This window comes from Acetobacterium fimetarium, assembly GCF_014284475.1.
In the GTDB taxonomy this organism is placed as follows: Bacteria; Bacillota; Clostridia; order Eubacteriales; family Eubacteriaceae; genus Acetobacterium; species Acetobacterium fimetarium.
This window is the reverse complement of record NZ_WJBC01000009.1, coordinates 71,791-88,745: the sequence shown is the minus strand read 5'-3', so window position 1 is coordinate 88,745 and position 16,955 is coordinate 71,791. Positions and strand designations below refer to the sequence as shown.

18 protein-coding genes and 2 riboswitches are annotated in these 16,955 nt (G+C 42.7%); of the genes, 1 reads left to right on the top strand and 17 read right to left on the bottom strand.

Annotated elements, in window-relative coordinates; all coding sequences use genetic code 11:
• Nucleotides 1-2 precede the first annotated feature (2 nt).
• The 15 genes from GH808_RS07905 to GH808_RS07835 form a co-directional block, all read right to left on the bottom strand.
• A complete protein-coding gene (locus GH808_RS07905) occupies nucleotides 3-872 on the bottom strand; it encodes a universal stress protein (protein ID WP_186842238.1) in 870 nt (289 codons plus the stop codon).
• A gap of 76 nt (nucleotides 873-948) precedes the next feature.
• Nucleotides 949-1,818 carry a DegV family protein gene (locus GH808_RS07900; protein ID WP_186842237.1) on the bottom strand — a complete coding sequence of 290 codons (870 nt, stop codon included), beginning with the start codon at nucleotides 1,816-1,818 and terminating at the stop codon, nucleotides 949-951.
• 150 nt (nucleotides 1,819-1,968) lie between these two features.
• Complete coding sequence (locus tag GH808_RS07895) at nucleotides 1,969-3,153, bottom strand: coiled-coil domain-containing protein (RefSeq protein WP_186842236.1); 1,185 nt, start codon at nucleotides 3,151-3,153, stop codon at nucleotides 1,969-1,971.
• A 1-nt stretch (nucleotide 3,154) separates the two neighbouring features.
• Entirely contained in the window at nucleotides 3,155-3,526 is a 372-nt protein-coding gene (locus GH808_RS07890; RefSeq protein ID WP_186842235.1) for a DUF192 domain-containing protein, read from the bottom strand.
• 2 nt (nucleotides 3,527-3,528) lie between these two features.
• Nucleotides 3,529-4,452: a type II secretion system F family protein gene (locus GH808_RS07885; RefSeq protein ID WP_186842234.1), complete on the bottom strand. Its 924-nt coding sequence runs from the start codon at nucleotides 4,450-4,452 to the stop codon at nucleotides 3,529-3,531.
• Between the two features lie 26 nt (nucleotides 4,453-4,478).
• Nucleotides 4,479-5,420, bottom strand: coding sequence for a type II secretion system F family protein (locus GH808_RS07880; protein ID WP_186842233.1), 942 nt, complete (start codon nucleotides 5,418-5,420; stop codon nucleotides 4,479-4,481).
• 38 nt (nucleotides 5,421-5,458) lie between these two features.
• Nucleotides 5,459-6,802, bottom strand: a complete 1,344-nt coding sequence (locus GH808_RS07875) for a TadA family conjugal transfer-associated ATPase (RefSeq protein ID WP_186842232.1) — start codon at nucleotides 6,800-6,802, stop codon at nucleotides 5,459-5,461.
• Between the two features lie 29 nt (nucleotides 6,803-6,831).
• Entirely contained in the window at nucleotides 6,832-7,977 is a 1,146-nt protein-coding gene (locus GH808_RS15630; protein ID WP_186842231.1) for a CpaE/TadZ family protein, read from the bottom strand.
• A 59-nt stretch (nucleotides 7,978-8,036) separates the two neighbouring features.
• On the bottom strand, nucleotides 8,037-8,699 hold the full coding sequence (cpaB, locus tag GH808_RS07865) for a Flp pilus assembly protein CpaB (protein WP_186842230.1): 663 nt from the start codon (nucleotides 8,697-8,699) through the stop codon (nucleotides 8,037-8,039).
• Between the two features lie 66 nt (nucleotides 8,700-8,765).
• Nucleotides 8,766-9,593 (bottom strand): pilus assembly protein TadG-related protein, encoded by an 828-nt coding sequence (locus GH808_RS07860; protein ID WP_186842229.1) that lies wholly within the window; start codon nucleotides 9,591-9,593, stop codon nucleotides 8,766-8,768.
• Between the two features lie 3 nt (nucleotides 9,594-9,596).
• Entirely contained in the window at nucleotides 9,597-10,007 is a 411-nt protein-coding gene (locus tag GH808_RS07855) for a TadE/TadG family type IV pilus assembly protein (protein ID WP_186842228.1), read from the bottom strand.
• A 185-nt stretch (nucleotides 10,008-10,192) separates the two neighbouring features.
• A complete protein-coding gene (locus tag GH808_RS07850) occupies nucleotides 10,193-10,357 on the bottom strand; it encodes a Flp family type IVb pilin (protein WP_186842227.1) in 165 nt (54 codons plus the stop codon).
• Nucleotides 10,358-10,390: 33 nt separating this feature from the next.
• Nucleotides 10,391-10,558 carry a Flp family type IVb pilin gene (locus tag GH808_RS07845; protein WP_207722284.1) on the bottom strand — a complete coding sequence of 56 codons (168 nt, stop codon included), beginning with the start codon at nucleotides 10,556-10,558 and terminating at the stop codon, nucleotides 10,391-10,393.
• A 21-nt stretch (nucleotides 10,559-10,579) separates the two neighbouring features.
• Nucleotides 10,580-11,269 carry a prepilin peptidase gene (locus GH808_RS07840; protein WP_186842226.1) on the bottom strand — a complete coding sequence of 230 codons (690 nt, stop codon included), beginning with the start codon at nucleotides 11,267-11,269 and terminating at the stop codon, nucleotides 10,580-10,582.
• Nucleotides 11,270-11,397: 128 nt separating this feature from the next.
• Nucleotides 11,398-11,482, bottom strand: a riboswitch (cyclic di-GMP riboswitch).
• Between the two features lie 186 nt (nucleotides 11,483-11,668).
• A riboswitch (cyclic di-GMP riboswitch) is annotated at nucleotides 11,669-11,754 on the bottom strand.
• Nucleotides 11,755-11,941: 187 nt separating this feature from the next.
• Entirely contained in the window at nucleotides 11,942-12,928 is a 987-nt protein-coding gene (locus GH808_RS07835) for a sensor domain-containing diguanylate cyclase (protein ID WP_186842225.1), read from the bottom strand.
• A 434-nt stretch (nucleotides 12,929-13,362) separates the two neighbouring features.
• Between GH808_RS07835 and GH808_RS07830 the strand changes: the two genes are divergently transcribed.
• On the top strand, nucleotides 13,363-14,808 hold the full coding sequence (locus tag GH808_RS07830; protein WP_186842224.1) for an MFS transporter: 1,446 nt from the start codon (nucleotides 13,363-13,365) through the stop codon (nucleotides 14,806-14,808).
• A 320-nt stretch (nucleotides 14,809-15,128) separates the two neighbouring features.
• Here GH808_RS07830 and GH808_RS07825 read toward each other — a convergent pair whose 3' ends face one another.
• Both GH808_RS07825 and GH808_RS07820 read right to left on the bottom strand, forming a co-directional pair.
• The gene (locus GH808_RS07825) at nucleotides 15,129-16,145 is read right to left on the bottom strand and encodes an ABC transporter permease (protein ID WP_186842223.1); all 1,017 of its coding nucleotides are present in this window, start codon (nucleotides 16,143-16,145) and stop codon (nucleotides 15,129-15,131) included.
• Nucleotides 16,139-16,870, bottom strand: coding sequence for an ABC transporter ATP-binding protein (locus GH808_RS07820; protein WP_186842222.1), 732 nt, complete (start codon nucleotides 16,868-16,870; stop codon nucleotides 16,139-16,141). Before GH808_RS07820 ends, GH808_RS07825 begins: the two co-directional genes overlap by 7 nt.
• Between the last annotated feature and the right edge of the window lie 85 nt (nucleotides 16,871-16,955).

The window sequence follows — 16,955 nt, the reverse complement described above, 5'->3', positions numbered from 1 at the left end:
AATCAATCCCGATTTCCGGGGATCAGCAAAACAGAAGTCGGCGCATTTCTGGCAATATTGTGACTCACACTCCCCACAAATACTTCCCGGACAAAGCCCCGTCCCTGGGTCCCCATCACGACGAGTGAAATATTCTGTTCATTGATAATTTTCAAAATCTCTGATGTTGGCACGCCAAACGGGATTTGCACATCCACTTCGATGTCGCCCAGTGTCAGTAATTCATTTTTTATTTTTTCAAGTCGCTCTTTATCAATTTTGTTGAATTCCAATAGTCGACTCGAAAGATAGGGCTCAATTTTTGACTGATCCTGGACATGAACAAGCGTTACTTTTGCAACACCGCAGCCGGCCATTTCTTTTACATACTGGAATGCGATGTCCGCATTTTCTGAAAAGTCCGTTGAAAAAAGAACGTGATTGATCAGTTCTTTTGGGGCCGGCAAATCTTCGTATTTGCGGTTCTCACGGATCAGGAGGACCGGGATACTGGAGTGATTGACAATGTTATTGGCAACCCCATTAAAAAACAGTGCCCCCATCATCGTGCGTTTTTCGAAATTGATGACGATTACCGAACAGTCTTCCTCAACTGCAATCCTGTTGATTGCATTTTTCTGGGTGCCGGAAATAATGCGTGTTTTAACTTCGAACCCCTGTGCGGTCAGGATCTGCTTTTGTTTTTTCAGATTTTCCTCAAACATTGATATCAAATCCAAATACTTCGAAATCCCGGCATCCACTTCCTTGGGGTTAAAGCACTGCACCAGCAGGCATTCTTTCGTTCCCAGTGCTTTCAAACCGCCAATGCGCTTGATCATTTCAGGAAAAGCGGTCGATATTTCAGAAACAATTGCCATTTTATTAAACATAATAGACCTCCTCAATTCTCAACTCTAACTTGAAATCTCCGGATTTTTAATTATTATATCCAATTTCTATTGTCATCTATCTTTCTGTTCCCAGAAAAAACAGAGCGACGGTACCGGGGCCACAGTGTGCTCCAATCACCGGTTCAATCAGGTGAATCAGAATATCCTGAGTCCCGAATTTTTCGCGGATCTTGTCGGCTAGATAATTCGCATCATCCAGACAATCGCCATGCGAAATATAAACGGTCTGGTTTTCGGGATGAATCGCCGTTTTCTCCATTTGTTCGAGCAAAGCACGCAGTGAATTTTTTCTTCCGCGCACTTTTGAAACCGGAATAAGATAGCCGCCATTATCCATATGCATCACCGGCTTGATGCTGAGAACCGTTCCGACCAGCGCGCTTGATGCCGAAACTCTACCACCACGCATCAAAAAAAACAGATCATCGACGGTAAACCAGTGGCATAGGTGCAATCTGTTCTCCATCAGCCAGTCATATACAAACTCGATGGAATTTCCCTGTTCACGCAGTCTTGCTGCATGGGTTACCAATAAGCCCTGCCCCAACGAAGCGCCAAGTGTATCAACCGATAAAATTTTTCGGTCCGGATATTCGAGCTTCAATTCTTCCAAAGCCTGACACCCGGTCTGATAGGTTGCACTCAGTGCTGACGAAAAACCGATATAGAGCAGGTCTTGACCTTTTTTAAGGATCGCTTCAAATACGGTGCGACAGGAACCAGAACTCATGCAGGAGGTTGTAATCACTTCCTTATTGCGCATTTTGGTATAAAATTCCGTCAGATCAGTTTTTTTGCCGCTGATATAACTTTCATATTCAGTATCGCCAATACGGTATAAAAGAGACAAAATGTGCAAATCATATTTTTCAATCAGTTCGTCCGGTAAATTGGCGGATGAATCTGTTACTATTTCAAAGTTCATTCCCTCTACTCCTTTTTTTAGTGTCGATAACATATTAATACAGATTCATCAACTAATCAAGCAGAAGAGTATATTTCCAGAAATATAGTTGCCATTACGTCATTTTTATTTGCTTGCAGGAGCCATGATCACAGACGCGTTCTGAAGCATCTAGATTATATTTAAAATCTCATCTTCAGGCTTTTGCTCTTGTTCATTAATTACGGCGTCCTCTTTATTGTAATCAGCTTCTTTATCCCCGTGATCTTCATCATCAAGCCGATTAGTGTTTTCAAACGTTCTGCCAATCAGCAAGCTGACGTCTTCTTTTTCATACTTTAAAATATCCAAGGTCCTCTTGATGCTTTCAGAAATCTTATCGATGTTTCTTTGGCGTTTTTGTGAGTATTCGTAAGCCCGGGACTCAAATTCGGCAATTATTTTCTGGGTATTCAATTTTATTTTTGTGGTGATATCCATTAATTCTTCGTTCTTTTGATTGAATTCCCGCAAATCATTCGACAGTCTTCTGTTTTGTTCCGTTAAAACACTGTTTTCGGCCAACAGGGTACTTTTTTCTCTGACAATTTCCTCATACTGTTCCTTCAGGACTTTATTTTCAGAGCGCAGCCCACTTCTTTCCGGTGAAGCTTCATACTGTTCCTGCAACTGTTCTTTTTCAGCCAGCAGGATGTTTCTTTCCCTGGCCACTGTTTCAACCTGTTCTTTTAACCGCTCGTTTTCAGCTATCAGGGTATTTCTTTCACCAGCTGCTGCTTCAGCCTGCATTTTTAACGCCTCTTTTTCCGCCAGTAAGTTCTCATATTCCGCTTCCGACAACTCGGATTTTGAATAGTTTTCAAGCTCGCAACTAAGATCCTTAACCATTAATTTCACCTGATCAAGCTGCTCCTTCAGATTCTCGCATTCCTGTTCGTAATTTCTGTTTTCATTTAGTTCACTTTTCAATTGCAGATTTTGAACGGCGATCTCATCGTACAGGTGATTTTTTTCCTGATAAATATTTGCTTCTTGTTTCAATTCTTGGTTTTCTTTTGTCAAGCTGTCAATTTGAGCTTCCAGTTCAACTTTTGAATCTTTGCAGCTGTTGAACATTTCCCCATACTGGTCTCGTTCCTGTTTCAACATGATTGTCATGGAAGCATATTCATCCAATCGATTATTAAACGACTCCTCCGCATTTTGCAAATTTTCCGTCAGGTTTTCAATATATTCCGATACCTGCTTCGCGTTATACCCTCCCAGAAATTTCTTTTTGAATGGAACTTCAGTATGCTTTTCCTGAGCTTCGTCCCTTAGTTGATTTAGTGTCATCTGATCTGTTTTTTTGGACATTTCATTTTCCTCCTATAGCTGCATTTGCCTTTGTAAACGTGATTTTTTGATGTGTTTCCAGCTTCTGTCTGGCCACCGCCCCGGATTCAAGTTCAAGGACCCAGTATGCTTCTTTGACGTGACGGCTGATCCGGCCAGGGACCATGTTTTTTTCCAGATCCAGTATTTCGCCTTCACGCGATAAAAAAACGACATCGATGTTAAACTTCATTCCAAAAGTATGCACTTGCCGGCATTTTTTGAGCAACAGACCTTGTTGCGAATCCAGTGATTTTGTTTTTAAAAGTCCAACCAGTCTGGTAAAAAAATCATTCGCCAGCTTCACCTTTGTAAAAAGCACGATATCGTCGCGAATTGCCTGATAAATTTCCATGTCTAAATGCCTCCGAATTGATCAATCACCTGCAAGATGGTCGGGCCCAATAACACAATAAATAGAACGGGTAGCACAAAAACGACCAGCGGAATCATCATCTTTACCGGCGCCTTCATTGCTTTTTCTTCCGCTCTTTGTCTTCTCTTGATCCGCAGTTCTTCGGCCTGAGCTTTCAGCACCTGATTGATGGGAATCCCCAGTTGCTCTGCCTGAATAATCGAACCCACAAAGGTCTTCAATTCTTCAACCGAATTTCTCTCCGCGAGGCTTTTGAGTGCCTCCCGTCGCGGTTTTCCATAGTTAATCTCGGTTTGCGCAATATTCAGCTCGGCTACCAGCACACCGCTTAAGCGTTCACCTATTTTCACCATTGCGGCATCAAACCCCAGTCCCGCTTCCATCGATACACACAAAAGATCCATCACATCCGGCATCTCATTGGCGATCGCGCCCTGTCGCTTGGTGATTTTCAGCTTAAGAAATAACGTCGGTATGATTAGTGAAAACAGAACACTTAACAACACGATCAAAGCCTCAAGAGCCAATCCCAATCTCACGAAGGCCATCAATATAATTGTCGCCAATACAACGACTCCTGAAAAAACCAGTCTTGCCGCATTGTATTCATTGACGGCGAGATGCAAACCCGCCAGCCGCAGATTTGTCTCAATCTTCTGCGTATTGTTTCCTTTTTTCTTTGGAAAAAGACCAGACAAACGCTTAATGATTGAATTGTACAATGGCAGGATGACCCTTTGAAAAAACGGTTTCTCAAACTCATCATCCAGCGCCGGCCGGTTTCTTTTCCGGATCAAGTCAAGCCGTCTGCTTTTGGTATCAATGGTCTTTCCTTTACTGTAAAAAAGAATCATCGTCAGCACAAACGCAAGCAAAGATCCGCTTATTGTTAATAGTATCATCATCCTGACCTCTTTTCATCAACTTTGATTTAAAACTTTATATCAACAATTTTTCGAATCACCAGGTAGCCAATGGCTTCCATCGCCACCGCAACCACCAGCATCATGATGCCAAGATTCGACTCAAAGAAAATGGTCACGTAGCTTGGGTTGAACAGCAAAAATATCAGGATAATAAAAATCGGCATCAGACCAACCACCATCCCTGATGTTCTTCCCGTCGCAGTCAGTACCTTGATTTCATTTTTTATTTTAAACCGTTCCTTGATGGTTCCGGAAATATTGGTTAAGATTTCGGATAGATTGCCACCGGTTTGACGCTGAATCAAAATTGCCGACACGATCATCATAAAATTCTGACTGTTTATTTTTTCCGAGAGTTTTGTCAGCGAGGTCTCAATTGAGCTGCCCAGCTTCAGTTCCTTTACGACGCGTCCAAATTCACCCGATATCGGTTCCGGCATTTCTGTTGAAATGCTGACAAGTGCCTGCTGAAATGTCAATCCCGCTTTTAAACAGCTGCTCATGATGCTGATGGCATCCACCAGCTGCTGTTCAAATAGTTCAACCCGCTTGACTTGTTTTTTATGCACATAAAAGGGTGGAATAAAAACACCGATCAGTAATGCAATCAGTGCCAGAATAAGATTGTGACTTAAGAGGATCAGCAGGATTGACGGCACAAACGCCATCACAACCCAGATCATCAGGAACTCAGACGGTCTCATTAGAATTCCCGACATGGATAAGTCATTTTCGAGTTTCTTCAGCATTTTGATCTTTGAATCATCCACGCCGTTGCGTTTTCTTTTTTGTTTTATTTGAGCCAGCAGATCCACTTTATGCAGATCCGTTATTTTGTCAATTCTGTTTTGCATGTGGCGCTTTTCCCTAAACAGAAAAGACAACAGTGTCAGCACGAGAACAAAAACACCGGCCGCGACAATTAAAGCGATGGAAAATGCATTCATTTTTTTTACCTAGTTGATGATCCCTTTCCGCATCCGGTTTATTCAATAAACCAGTCGTCATTGACTTTGACACCATTATGCATAATTTTATCCAGACACCGTGGTTTGATACCGAGGCTCCGGAACCGGCCTTTGAATTTTCCGTCACTGTCCAGTTGCCCGGTCATTTCATAGTTGAAAATATCCTGCATGACAACGACTTCGCCTTCCAGGCCATTGACTTCGGTAATGTTGACCACTTTTCGGGTTCCATCCCGCAGCCGCGATTGCTGGATAATGATATCAATGGCCGAAGTGGTCTGATCCCTGATTGCCCGAAGCGGCAAATCCATGCCGGACATCAGCACCATCGTTTCGATTCTCGACATGGAGTCACGCGGCGTATTGGCATGAATGGTTGTCAGTGAACCATCATGCCCGGTGTTCATGGCTTGAAGCATATCAATGGTTTCTGCTGAACGAACCTCACCGACAATAATTCGGTCCGGTCTCATTCTCAGCGCGTTGACAACCAGCTCCCGGATCGAAACTTTGCCTCTGCCTTCGAGATTGGCCGGCCGGCTCTCCAACGTGATGACATGGTCCTGCAGCAGCTGAAGTTCTGCCGAATCTTCGATTGTAATAATGCGCTCATTGTTGGGAATAAAACTGGACAGCACATTGAGCATCGTGGTTTTTCCGCTGCCGGTTCCTCCGGAAACGATAATATTGAGTTTCCCTTTGACACACGCTTCCAAAAAAGCCACCATTTTTTTTGAAATGGAGCCAAACTCCATCAGCTGTTCCACGGTAATCGGTGTTTTTGAGAACTTACGAATGGTGATGACGGGCCCAACCAGCGAAAGCGGTGGAATGACCACATTCACTCGGGATCCATCCTGCAGTCGCGCATCCACCATCGGGCTTGATTCATCAATATGTCGACCGACTGATGATACAATCCGGTCAATGACATTCATGACATGCTGATCATCTCTGAAAACAACGCCCGACAACTGAATTTTTCCCTTTTTTTCTATATAAATACGATCATAACCGTTAACCATGATCTCTGTGATATCCGGATCGCTGAGGAGTTTTTCCAGCGGACCATAGCCGATAATCTCGTTGAGCAATTCTTCCGTCATTTTTGTTCGGTCGCGATTATTGATGTGTTCCGCTTCAACCGCCATGACGTCTTCCAGAATTTTCAGAATTTCTACCGTGTTGTCCCGACCGACTGATTCGATCTTGCTGTCATTTATTTCATTGATGACTTCCTGATGAACCCGATTTTTTAAATCTTCGTGAATATCAACGTAGTGACTGTCCCTTTTCCCTTCATCCGGAACTTTCTCTTTTTGACCCTGTCGCTGCTGCTCCATCTTTTCCAGTAGTCCCATCGTTTTACCTCATCTATTTCTTTTCTAAATTATACATTATCATCAATCATGCTCACGACATTTTTGGCCAGTTTGACCAGATCTTTTCCAATCTCGGATTTCGGCGAATCCAGTACAATCGGAAGTCCCTTGTTGTGACAGTTCGCAGCGATTTTAAAATCCAAAGCGATGGTATTTTTCACCTGCACGCCAAGCACCCGCTGCATATCTTTGATGCTGATCATCCCCTTGGTCAATCGATTGACAATGATTTCCGTCTTCTCCCGCTGCTGCAGCGATTCAAGAATATTCAGGCTTATTTTGGTATTCCGCAACGTTGATATATCGGGAGCGGCAACCAGCAGCACCAGATTGGCATTCTCAATGGCGGCCATGGTCACATCATTAAACTGCGGTGCGGTATCAACTAAAACATAATCGTAATACGGTCGCATCGTGTTGATCATCGTTTCAACGATAGTGGCAGTGACGTACTCGGCATATTCAGGGCTTTTGGGGGCGCACACGACGCTGACGCCGGAAAAGTGCAGCGCCATGATGCGTTTGATTGCATCGATATTTCCCGAGTCTTTTCCCTGGGACAGTTCGGCGATTGTATCCTTGGGATCGATGTCAAAATATACATTCACATCACCAAACTGCAGGTCCGCATCGATGATGGCGACCTTTTTCCCCATTTTAGCAAGCAGAACAGCCAGGTTTACGGCTATCGTCGTTTTTCCGATACCGCCCTTGGCGCCGAAAACCGTGATGATCCGGGACTGCATATTGGCAGTCGTTAAATCAGCATTTTCCAGCCGTGATTTTTCAATATTATAAGCGATTTCGATATTTTCCATTAATATCTTTACGTCAATGGGAAGTTGTAAAACTTTGCGCACACCGGCCAGCATCACTTCTTCAATCATCGATCCATCAAAATAATCGCACAGAAAGATGACGGCACAGCCCGGCATTTTCATATAGATTTTTTTTGCTAAATCGATGGCATCACGATAGTCATCATCACACTGCAACAGAATGACATTGGGTTTCAATCCAACGGCCTTTTCAAGCGCTATTTTATCTTGCTTCGAAAAGCCGACAAACGCGATTCTGTCGGTTCGCAGCAGGCTTTTTATTTCATATATTCGATTATCGTTATTGCCGATAATCATTACCTTGATTTTTTCCACAACCATCCCTCATTTCATTTGAAAAGCCGCGATTATCACACGTCTATTTATTCGCAACACTAAGGTGTATAAGTCACAGGGCCTGCAATTCCATTGTCAACTGGTGAACGTAAAACAAGACGATAAAGCCCCGTGTCAACGTCAGAAACCAATGAATAACTCAATTTCGTCACATCTCCTACCGGCACAGCAATGGTAACCGAAGTATAATCTTCGCCATTTTTATTGGTTGCTGTCGATCCGATCTCCAGAATCTCAACATTTTCCACTACAAACTGCGTCACCCCGGATATGGATGTCGACACAACATCGACATGATCACCTTTTGTCAAATAGCCAGCTACCCCAACTACTTCATCAGTCTGAATCGTCACGGCCCGATAATTTGTAGGAATTGCATATGACAAACTGTTATTCTCCTGATTCACATCACTTAATCGGCTTGTCAGCACTTGTTCATCAGCTTCAATCGTTTCTTTCGTGATGCGACCAGCAACATCCTCGACGTTGCCAATTGACAACGGATGAACCGCATCGACCGGCAGCTGTTTTACCAAAACCATTTCCGGTAATATTGTTGTACCTTTTGGAATCGTTTTTGTTGCAACAACCACTGGCTGCGTTTTTTGATTCGATCCGTTTTGCAGCGAAGAAGCAAATTGAAAAACCGCAAAACCAGTAATAATCGCAACCGCTAAGGCAATAAGAATAAGTTTTTTCATTGAATTCTCCATTTTTCAGCATCATCAAATCATCGTCTGAAATCATGCGATGTTTGACTGATTCTATCATTCCGATAATAATAAATTGTATAAACCAAAATCCGCTTCTGAACCTTCGCCGACGTTGGCTCCGGAAGGTGATCCGTCAGATACCATATTCAGGAAAGTACCGGTAATATAGCCGTCGTTGGTTTGCGATTCCAACAGAAAGGCGGCAAAGCCCTCAACGACGATTGTTTTTTTGTCGATCCCATACGAATAGATGGGCACTTTGACAATCCGGAGACAGGACGGTTCGTAGTGATCAGCCGTGCAACCGGAACCGCCGATCGGGGCAACACCCGTCGTCCTGATCACTGGTGAAAGTTTCGCAACTGCCGATCTGCTGATATTGAGCGAATCAACCCCAAAAACTCTGGCGAAATTCATGACGACTGTTTTTGACACGGTTACCTTAATATCGGTATACTGCCCATTCTTGACGTTGCCCAGCGTAACATCACCGCTTTGCAAAGCATCAAACTCATTCAGACTGGCATAGTGAATGGCCGAGTCTTTGATTTCATTGATCGCAGTGGTATCACCCGTATCGATTGGAAGCAGTCGGCCGGCCGAATATACCGCTGCATCAGCTACTTTCTGCTGATAATTGGTGCTCAGATATGCTAGCCCCAAATCAATAACCAAAGCCAGGATAATCATGATCACGACCATTGAAACGGCAACCAGGATGACAACATTGCCATTCTCACACTGCCGGATGCGATTAACCGCTTGAAAAACACTTCGCGGGTCATCTCTGTTCTTTTTTAGTTGAAAAAAAGAGTCTGTTTTTCCAGCCGTCTGCCTGCCGCTAAGCGCTTTTAATTTAAAATAGTCCCTTTTTTTTTGCATTTCTTATTCCACCTTCATGGTGGAGGATGATTTCAAGTTCATCGTGTCACCCTGAACAAATACGCCCGTTAAGGGAGTCAGAACATCGACATCGCTGCTGACTTCAACCTTCACATCTCCTAACCTTGGACTTGCAGAATTCGTAAATGTCACTTTGATAACCAAAGAATCAGCGAGATAATCCGGAGCAACTGCGCGGACGTGGTCGGCAATGGCGGTTGTGCTTGATGAATGAACGATTGCAAACCGTGCCCCCTCCCGGGAGCAGTTATCAATGCTATTCTGGTTTGTGAACAGCCATCCAAAGTCGATGATTGCGCACAAAATCATAATCAGAATCGGCAGCGTTATCGCCAGCTCCACAACTGCCTGACCTTCTTCTTTTTTTACCCATCTGATTATATTCGCAAACATTTTTCCTCCCCGATACCCAAAAGCTCCGGACATTCTATTTAGTAAAAGTTTAGTCTAACAAATATTTGGAATGCTCCATTTCGTTTGATATTAACCATAAAAGGCATATCCGCAACGTAAATGATTGGTTCAACGCACATTGCTGATATGCCGGTGGTTATACTTAATGAATGCTCTTTTCAAGTTTAAGTTAATTTTGTATTGATGTTGGTGAACATTGTTGATAATGTGGGGCCCAGTAACCAGATGGCCGCAATTGCGGCAAGTGCGATGCCGGCAATGATCAATCCATACTCTACCATTCCCTGACCGTCTTCTTCTCTGATTATTCCTTTGAACATGTCTTTCATTTCATCTTTCTCCTTATCTGATTCTCATTTTATTTACGCTAATTCTGTATTAACTTCAGTGAAAAATGTTGCTAATGTGGGGCCTAATAACACAATCGCGGCAATGGTGGCTAACGCTATGCCGGCAATAATAAAAACGTATTCAACGATACCCTGACCATCTTCCTGACTGCAGATGCCTATTAATATGCCTTTAATCACCTTTTTCTCCTTGTAATGTTATTACCCATTAATGAAAACACCCAGATCAAACAATGAATTGTTGCTGTTGATGATATTCAAGACCAGTACGGCGACAAATCCTGAAGCCATGAATGGTCCCAAAGCAATTTTTGATTTCAAGCTCCCCTTCCCTGTGAGAATGATGTAAACCGTATATAACGCCAGAAACAATGTCATAATCAATACGGCAGCTAATATTCCATACGCTCCCAAACAGAATCCAACAGCAGCAGCATATTTCACATCTCCCCAACCGGCTCCTTTTCCTATCATCGCCGGCAAGAAGAATATAATAAAACCAAGAACAAATCCGAAAATATTGATCCCCAGGCTCCCGATCGGCTGACCGGTTACCAAAAATGAAGCGCCAATGACCAGTGTCATGAGAATGAGTTCATTGGGGATTTTTTTAATGCTGATGTCGACTGCCGATAGTACCATGCAAACCGACAACATCATCATGCATTCCAGGGTATTGGACTGTAACCCATTGATCCTAACCAGAATCAGCCATCCTACCGCATTGACCATGCCCCAAAGAATCGTTTTCCCGATACTTCCAGAAAACCGATACGGCATGAGCAGATTCACTCGTCTTTGGATTAAACAGACTGCGGCTTTCTCCATGAGCACTCCGCAAATTGCTCCGAGTGCCAGAATCACCATGTGCATCATTGTCACTTCATTCATCTCTGAACCTCATTATTCTTCAACCACAAGACAGCCACTTTGCCGGATTTCTTTGAACTGCCTGCAATAAAAAAGCAACGTTTTGACACGTTGCATTAAAAGTACACTCCGAACGAAGTACACCGATTCTTTGCAACTGGCTGTCATGTAAAAAATTATTTAGACCCTATAGCTTTGCGCCCTTACCTTTCGGTAAGTATGCTAAATATTAAGTTGTAAGCTTCTGATTTTTTTCTGCTGCCAGAACCACTCCACCGGTTTTTTTCTTTGCTCAACAGATTCCCCGGCAAAACCCTCACTGCCTGAATCATTTTGACAAATAAAAAAGCAACGTTCTGACACGTTGCATTAAAAACATAACATACACGAAATACCAGGTATATCGTTTGTATATCAATTATCTGCAACTGGCTGTCATGTAATAAAATTATTTAGACCCTATAGCTTTGCGTCCTTACCTTTCGGCAAGTATGCTAAATATTTAATTTAGAATATAGTAATATACTTTTTTTCCATATGTCAATCATTTTATTTCGAAAACAATAAATTTTTGAGCAAAATAATAAACCGGATGAAAAGCGCCGTAAAATGCCGGCAACTCAAATGTGAATTGCCGGCATTGATTAGTCAAACCGTCATCTTGATAAAAAAGATATCCTGCTCCGTTATTATTTATTCTTCTAGTCGCTTCAGTCGCTCCAGTTGCTTTTCTGCCATCTCAAAAATTCTGTTTAAATCTTCTGTTTCATCATATTTTGTACAATAACCGAAGGAAACCGACAGTTTGATCGACTGGACATTTGCCTCATCCATAATCTTTTTAATTCGCTTGATCGCCCGTTCTCCATTGGCGCCCTCTGTTTTTGGCATCAGAATAACAAATTCGTTACCTTCCAGACGGACAACCACATCATCGCCTCGGCAGGTGGTTTTAAGAATTTGCGCTACCTGTTTAATAATCAGATCGCCGACTGCACGTCCATATTTATCGTTGATCTGATCCAGGCGATTAACCGACAGCACAATGATTGACAGTGGATAATACAATTTATCATCGAGTCTTTCCAGTTCCTTCTCGTAATATTTGCGATTGAATGCCCCGGTAAGCTGATCACAAAATGTCAGGGATTCAACGTTATCCTGATTTTTTCTTTCTTCAAGCATCGCCTTTAAGAACCGCTTGTTTTCTGTAACATCCTCAATAAAGCAAACGATACCGGTAATTTCACCCGTTTTGTTTTTTACCGGCGCCCAGTGATTTTTTCCCAATGTCACATTGCCATCCACATCATGATGCTCTTCAACGGAACAAAACTGTTCCCCCGCTAAAACACGATCGAGAAATCCCTTCAGGTTTTTCCATTCCTCATTATCCTCTATTAAATCAAGCATATTCGTCCCGATCTCAATGCTTTTTCCCCATTGGGATTTTGCCATCTCCTGATGCCGATTGTTAAAGCTTACATACCGATATTCGCTATCCAAGGCAAAAATAATAAAATCGTGGGTTGTTTCAAGAATTGCTTTTAAAATGCTATTTGCAAGATCCAGTTTTTCAGACAATGTTATGATGCATTCTTCTAATCCCTGGTCCCCTTGTTTTATTCTTTGATCCGCCATGATTGTTTCAATTGTAATTTTATTTTCACGATTGCTCACTATGTGCCACCCTCCTAAAAGATCATTCCTAGTTTTTACGTCAATTTATGTCAGCCTATTTTCATAACCAACTCCGTTAAATGAAACAACCAACAAGTCATTAGTTTATTTTAACATTTTCATCAGTAACTTTCTACTTCTTTTCATCACATTCCTTCATAGAAAATAAATATTTTATCCATAATTATCCAAACGAGAATTTTGGCCATTATTTTGAGAGAATAAATCCTCTGTCATCACACCTTTTTAATTCCTTTGCGAATATGTTTTGGGTCAAAATCCAGATCACTGCCATAACCTAATCGGTTTCTTTTAATTGACGGTTTTGCCCCGTTGGGATAGAATAATTATATTCAGCAGCGCTTGTCGTCGGTAGTTGTTTAGAGAATTCGCCGTTTCGACTTCCAGCTGTTTGCAAGGAGAGAAAAACACCAGTGAAACCATCCGATGAACGCTCAGAAACAAATAAAAAACTAATTCTTTTCGACCTCGTGTTAATCACATTCATGTCAACTTTGGACACCAGCATTATCAATGTTGCCATGCCCAGCATGGTAAAAGCATTATCAACCACAACTCAACTCATTACCTGGGTCGTGACAATTTATCTCATTGTTATTTCATCAACCATTTTAGTATTTGGCAGACTTGGCGATCTCAAGGGAATCAGCAACATTTTCATTTTTGGTATTGGCCTATTCACTTTTGGTTCTGCTTTATGTGGACTGTCCGGTTCTCTAACGCTTCTGGTGATTTCCCGAATGATCCAGGGAATCGGCGCAGCTGCAACGATGGCGACCAGCTACGGCCTCATCACGCAGGTATTTCCACTTCACGAACGCGGGAAAGCGCTGGGTATTTCCGGAACTTTTGTCGCCATTGGATCGATGACCGGCCCCACTTTAGGCGGTTTCATTGTTGATGCTTTGAGTTGGCACTATATTTTTCTGATTAATATCCCCTTCGGAATCTTCGGCTTTATCTTAGCCGTAAAAATTCTCCCGAAAGCCACCCCCAAAACAGGTGAAAAGCTTGATATTAAGGGTTCGCTTTTATTTGCATTAACGGTTTTATTGTTATTTTTATCACTGAATATTGGCGGAACTTTGGGCTACACACACCCCATCATTATTCTCTGTCTTTCGCTTTCGTTGATATCATTTACTGCTTTTATTCTTGTTGAAAAACGTCTTGCTACCCCACTTCTGCAATTGAATATTTTTAAAAACGCTTTGTTTTCACTGAGCATCTTTTGTGGCTTTATTTCATTCATTGCAATTGGCAGTTTCAATATCATTCAGCCTTTTTATCTGCAAAACACATTGAATCTAACCCCTTCCATGACTGGGTTGGCGATGATCGTTTACCCGTTGTTTCTGTCCGTTGTTTCCCCCATCAGCGGTTATTTGTCAGATAAAATCGGATCGGAAATGCTCACTTTCGTCGGGTTGTCTTTGCTGAGCTTTTCACTTTTCCTGATGGCAGGGCTAACCGAGACTTCTCCCATCTGGCTGTTTATCATTTTTGTTATCATCATGGCCGTTGGAAATGGTCTTTTTCAGGCTCCCAACAATGCCCTGGTTATGTCCAGCGTCCCGGAGGATAAACTCGGTATTGCCGGCAGCGTTAATTCTCTGGTAAGAAATATTGGCGTTATTTTTGGGGTAACCTTGTCCACTAACCTTTTGTACTTTAGAATGAGCAACAAAATCGGATACCTGGTTTCTGATTATGTTGAAGGTCGAGCCGACATTTTCATCTTTGGTATGAAAGGCGTTTATTTAACCATCGCTGCCATTTGTACCCTGGGAGCCGCTATAACCGCAACCCGTTTTTTTAGAAAAAAGGCCGAACTCCGAACCGATAACCTTAAATTATAGTGAAGTGACCACCGGCGCAAGTCTTCTGCCACCATCATCGATATCGATCCATTCAACACACTTTGCCGACTTTCTGCCGGGACGAAAAAAAAGCCCTTCTGTAAAAGAAAGGCAAAACAAAGAGGTGATTGTTTCTCAATTCATTCTTTGTTTTTGGGGGATGTTTCTTCCCTAATTAAATAAATCTGTTCTCCGTTTTCCTTATCCTAGCACAGTTTTTACCACAATTCAATATGTGACAAAAACTGTGCCATGTTTTTTTTCAAAAGCAATTAAAAATTTAGCTCAAAATTGAAGCCTGCAAACAAAAGAGCCATTTCCTACAGTCTTCGGTATTTTTTCAATGCCAGCACATTCACGAAAAACAGTACACCGATAAATGCAGCCGACCCAGCTATCCAGGGCCATATTTCCATAAATCCCTTGCCCTGAATCATGATCTTTTCAAGCGCGGCACAGCCGTAATAGATCGGCGTTAAATAGCACAGGTTGCCCAGTCCAAAGGGAATCGTATCAATCGGGATCAGTCCGGAAAAAAAGATCTGCGGAATCAGAACCACCGGAATAAACTGCACCATCTGCAGTTCATTGTTGGCAAAAATGGATACCAGGGCGCCTATGGACACAGCCGAAAATGCCATTAAAATCATGACTAAAATACAAAGCGATACGGATCCCGCCACACTAAGCTGCAACACATAAACCGCGAAAAGAATGATGACCACACTTTGAATCGCCGACAGCAAACCGTATCCGAGGGTATATCCGCCGATGACATCCATCCGGCTGATCGGTGTCATGAGCATCCGCTCCAAAGTCTGGCCAAAACGCTCCCGCACAAATGACATTCCTGAAAGAATAAAAACAAAGAAAAACGAGATGACCCCGAGAAAAACATAACTCAGTGAATCCAATTGATTGTCGTCCGCCGTTTCATAGACATAACTGATGAGCAGTTCGCTTTGAGCCGGGGCCGGCTGCAGGGCTTTATTGGTATCCTGGATGGCTTTTAAGGCGGTGGCTGATTTGGAATTCTGCTCCAGCAGTTCAATGTGCGTTCCTGTTGTATCTTTCCAGAGCAGCGCTTCTATTCCATTCTCTTCGAGATACTCTTTCGTCTCAGGTTTCTCGTTCAATTCAACAACATGCGCATTTTGTTCCAGTTCAGTAACAAATTTTTCATTCATATCATAAACGGCAATCTGGGGAACATAATTGGAATCGCCCAGAATAAAATAAAGCAGGGTTAATACCAGCAGTGGTGCAAACAACAGCAAGCCCATTGAACGTTTATCGTTTTTTATTTGACCAAGAATTCGTTTGACAATGCTTAACATAATGCCGCCTCCATTTCCGACTCACCGTCCATAAAAAACAATTCTTCAATGTTCCCGCATGACGTCCTCCCGATCAGATTTTCAACGGTATCCTTGGCGATAATATGGCCATTGCGAAGCAATGCCGCATCATCACATTGAGTGACTTCATCCATGACATGGGTCGTAATTAAAATCGTGATGCCGCTGTTCTTCAATTGTTTGAGATATGCCCATATTCTTCTTCTTAAAACCGGATCAACCCCCACCGTCGGCTCATCCAATAACAGCAGTCGCGGCTGATGAATCAGGGCAACTGCCAGGGAAATTCTTTTTTTCATTCCCCCTGAGCAGTCACGCACCAGTTTGTTCTTTTCCGGCAGCAGATCCACCACCTGCAGGAGTTCTGTTGCCTTTTTTTCAAATGTTTTTCGGCTCAGCTTGTGGAGTCCGGCAAAAAACTTCAGGTTTTCCCATACCGATAACTCTTCATACAATGCGTCATTTTGTGGCATATAACCCATTTCAGCAAGGAGTTTTCGGTCGGGAACCTTCGTCCCCCCGACTGTGACCGTTCCGTTTTCAGCAGGAATCGCTCCCATCATGATGCGCAATAATGTTGTCTTTCCTGAGCCGGATGCTCCCAGCAAACAGAATATTCGGCCGGAATCGATGGTCAGACTGATCTGACTCAAGACCCGCTGTTTTTTGAATGCTTTTTCAACTTGATTGACTACTACTTTCATTTAAACCGCTCTCCTCATATTTTTTTGTTACCCACATTGTAGATCTGATACTTCTCCCAATCAACCAACAGTCTTTTTTAAAGTG

Bases quoted from the DNA above. Each gene is read 5' to 3' on its own strand.
- GH808_RS07905 (WP_186842238.1), bottom strand. From the start codon at position 872: ATGTTTAATAAAATGGCAATTGTTTCTGAAATATCGACCGCTTTTCCT.
- GH808_RS07900 (WP_186842237.1), bottom strand. From the start codon at position 1,818: ATGAACTTTGAAATAGTAACAGATTCATCCGCCAATTTACCGGACGAA.
- GH808_RS07895 (WP_186842236.1), bottom strand. From the start codon at position 3,153: ATGTCCAAAAAAACAGATCAGATGACACTAAATCAACTAAGGGACGAA.
- GH808_RS07890 (WP_186842235.1), bottom strand. From the start codon at position 3,526: ATGGAAATTTATCAGGCAATTCGCGACGATATCGTGCTTTTTACAAAG.
- GH808_RS07885 (WP_186842234.1), bottom strand. From the start codon at position 4,452: ATGATGATACTATTAACAATAAGCGGATCTTTGCTTGCGTTTGTGCTG.
- GH808_RS07880 (WP_186842233.1), bottom strand. From the start codon at position 5,420: ATGAATGCATTTTCCATCGCTTTAATTGTCGCGGCCGGTGTTTTTGTT.
- GH808_RS07875 (WP_186842232.1), bottom strand. From the start codon at position 6,802: ATGGGACTACTGGAAAAGATGGAGCAGCAGCGACAGGGTCAAAAAGAG.
- cpaB (WP_186842230.1), bottom strand. From the start codon at position 8,699: ATGAAAAAACTTATTCTTATTGCCTTAGCGGTTGCGATTATTACTGGT.
- GH808_RS07860 (WP_186842229.1), bottom strand. From the start codon at position 9,593: ATGCAAAAAAAAAGGGACTATTTTAAATTAAAAGCGCTTAGCGGCAGG.
- GH808_RS07855 (WP_186842228.1), bottom strand. From the start codon at position 10,007: ATGTTTGCGAATATAATCAGATGGGTAAAAAAAGAAGAAGGTCAGGCA.
- GH808_RS07850 (WP_186842227.1), bottom strand. From the start codon at position 10,357: ATGAAAGACATGTTCAAAGGAATAATCAGAGAAGAAGACGGTCAGGGA.
- GH808_RS07840 (WP_186842226.1), bottom strand. From the start codon at position 11,269: ATGAATGAAGTGACAATGATGCACATGGTGATTCTGGCACTCGGAGCA.
- GH808_RS07825 (WP_186842223.1), bottom strand. From the start codon at position 16,145: ATGTTAAGCATTGTCAAACGAATTCTTGGTCAAATAAAAAACGATAAA.
- GH808_RS07820 (WP_186842222.1), bottom strand. From the start codon at position 16,870: ATGAAAGTAGTAGTCAATCAAGTTGAAAAAGCATTCAAAAAACAGCGG.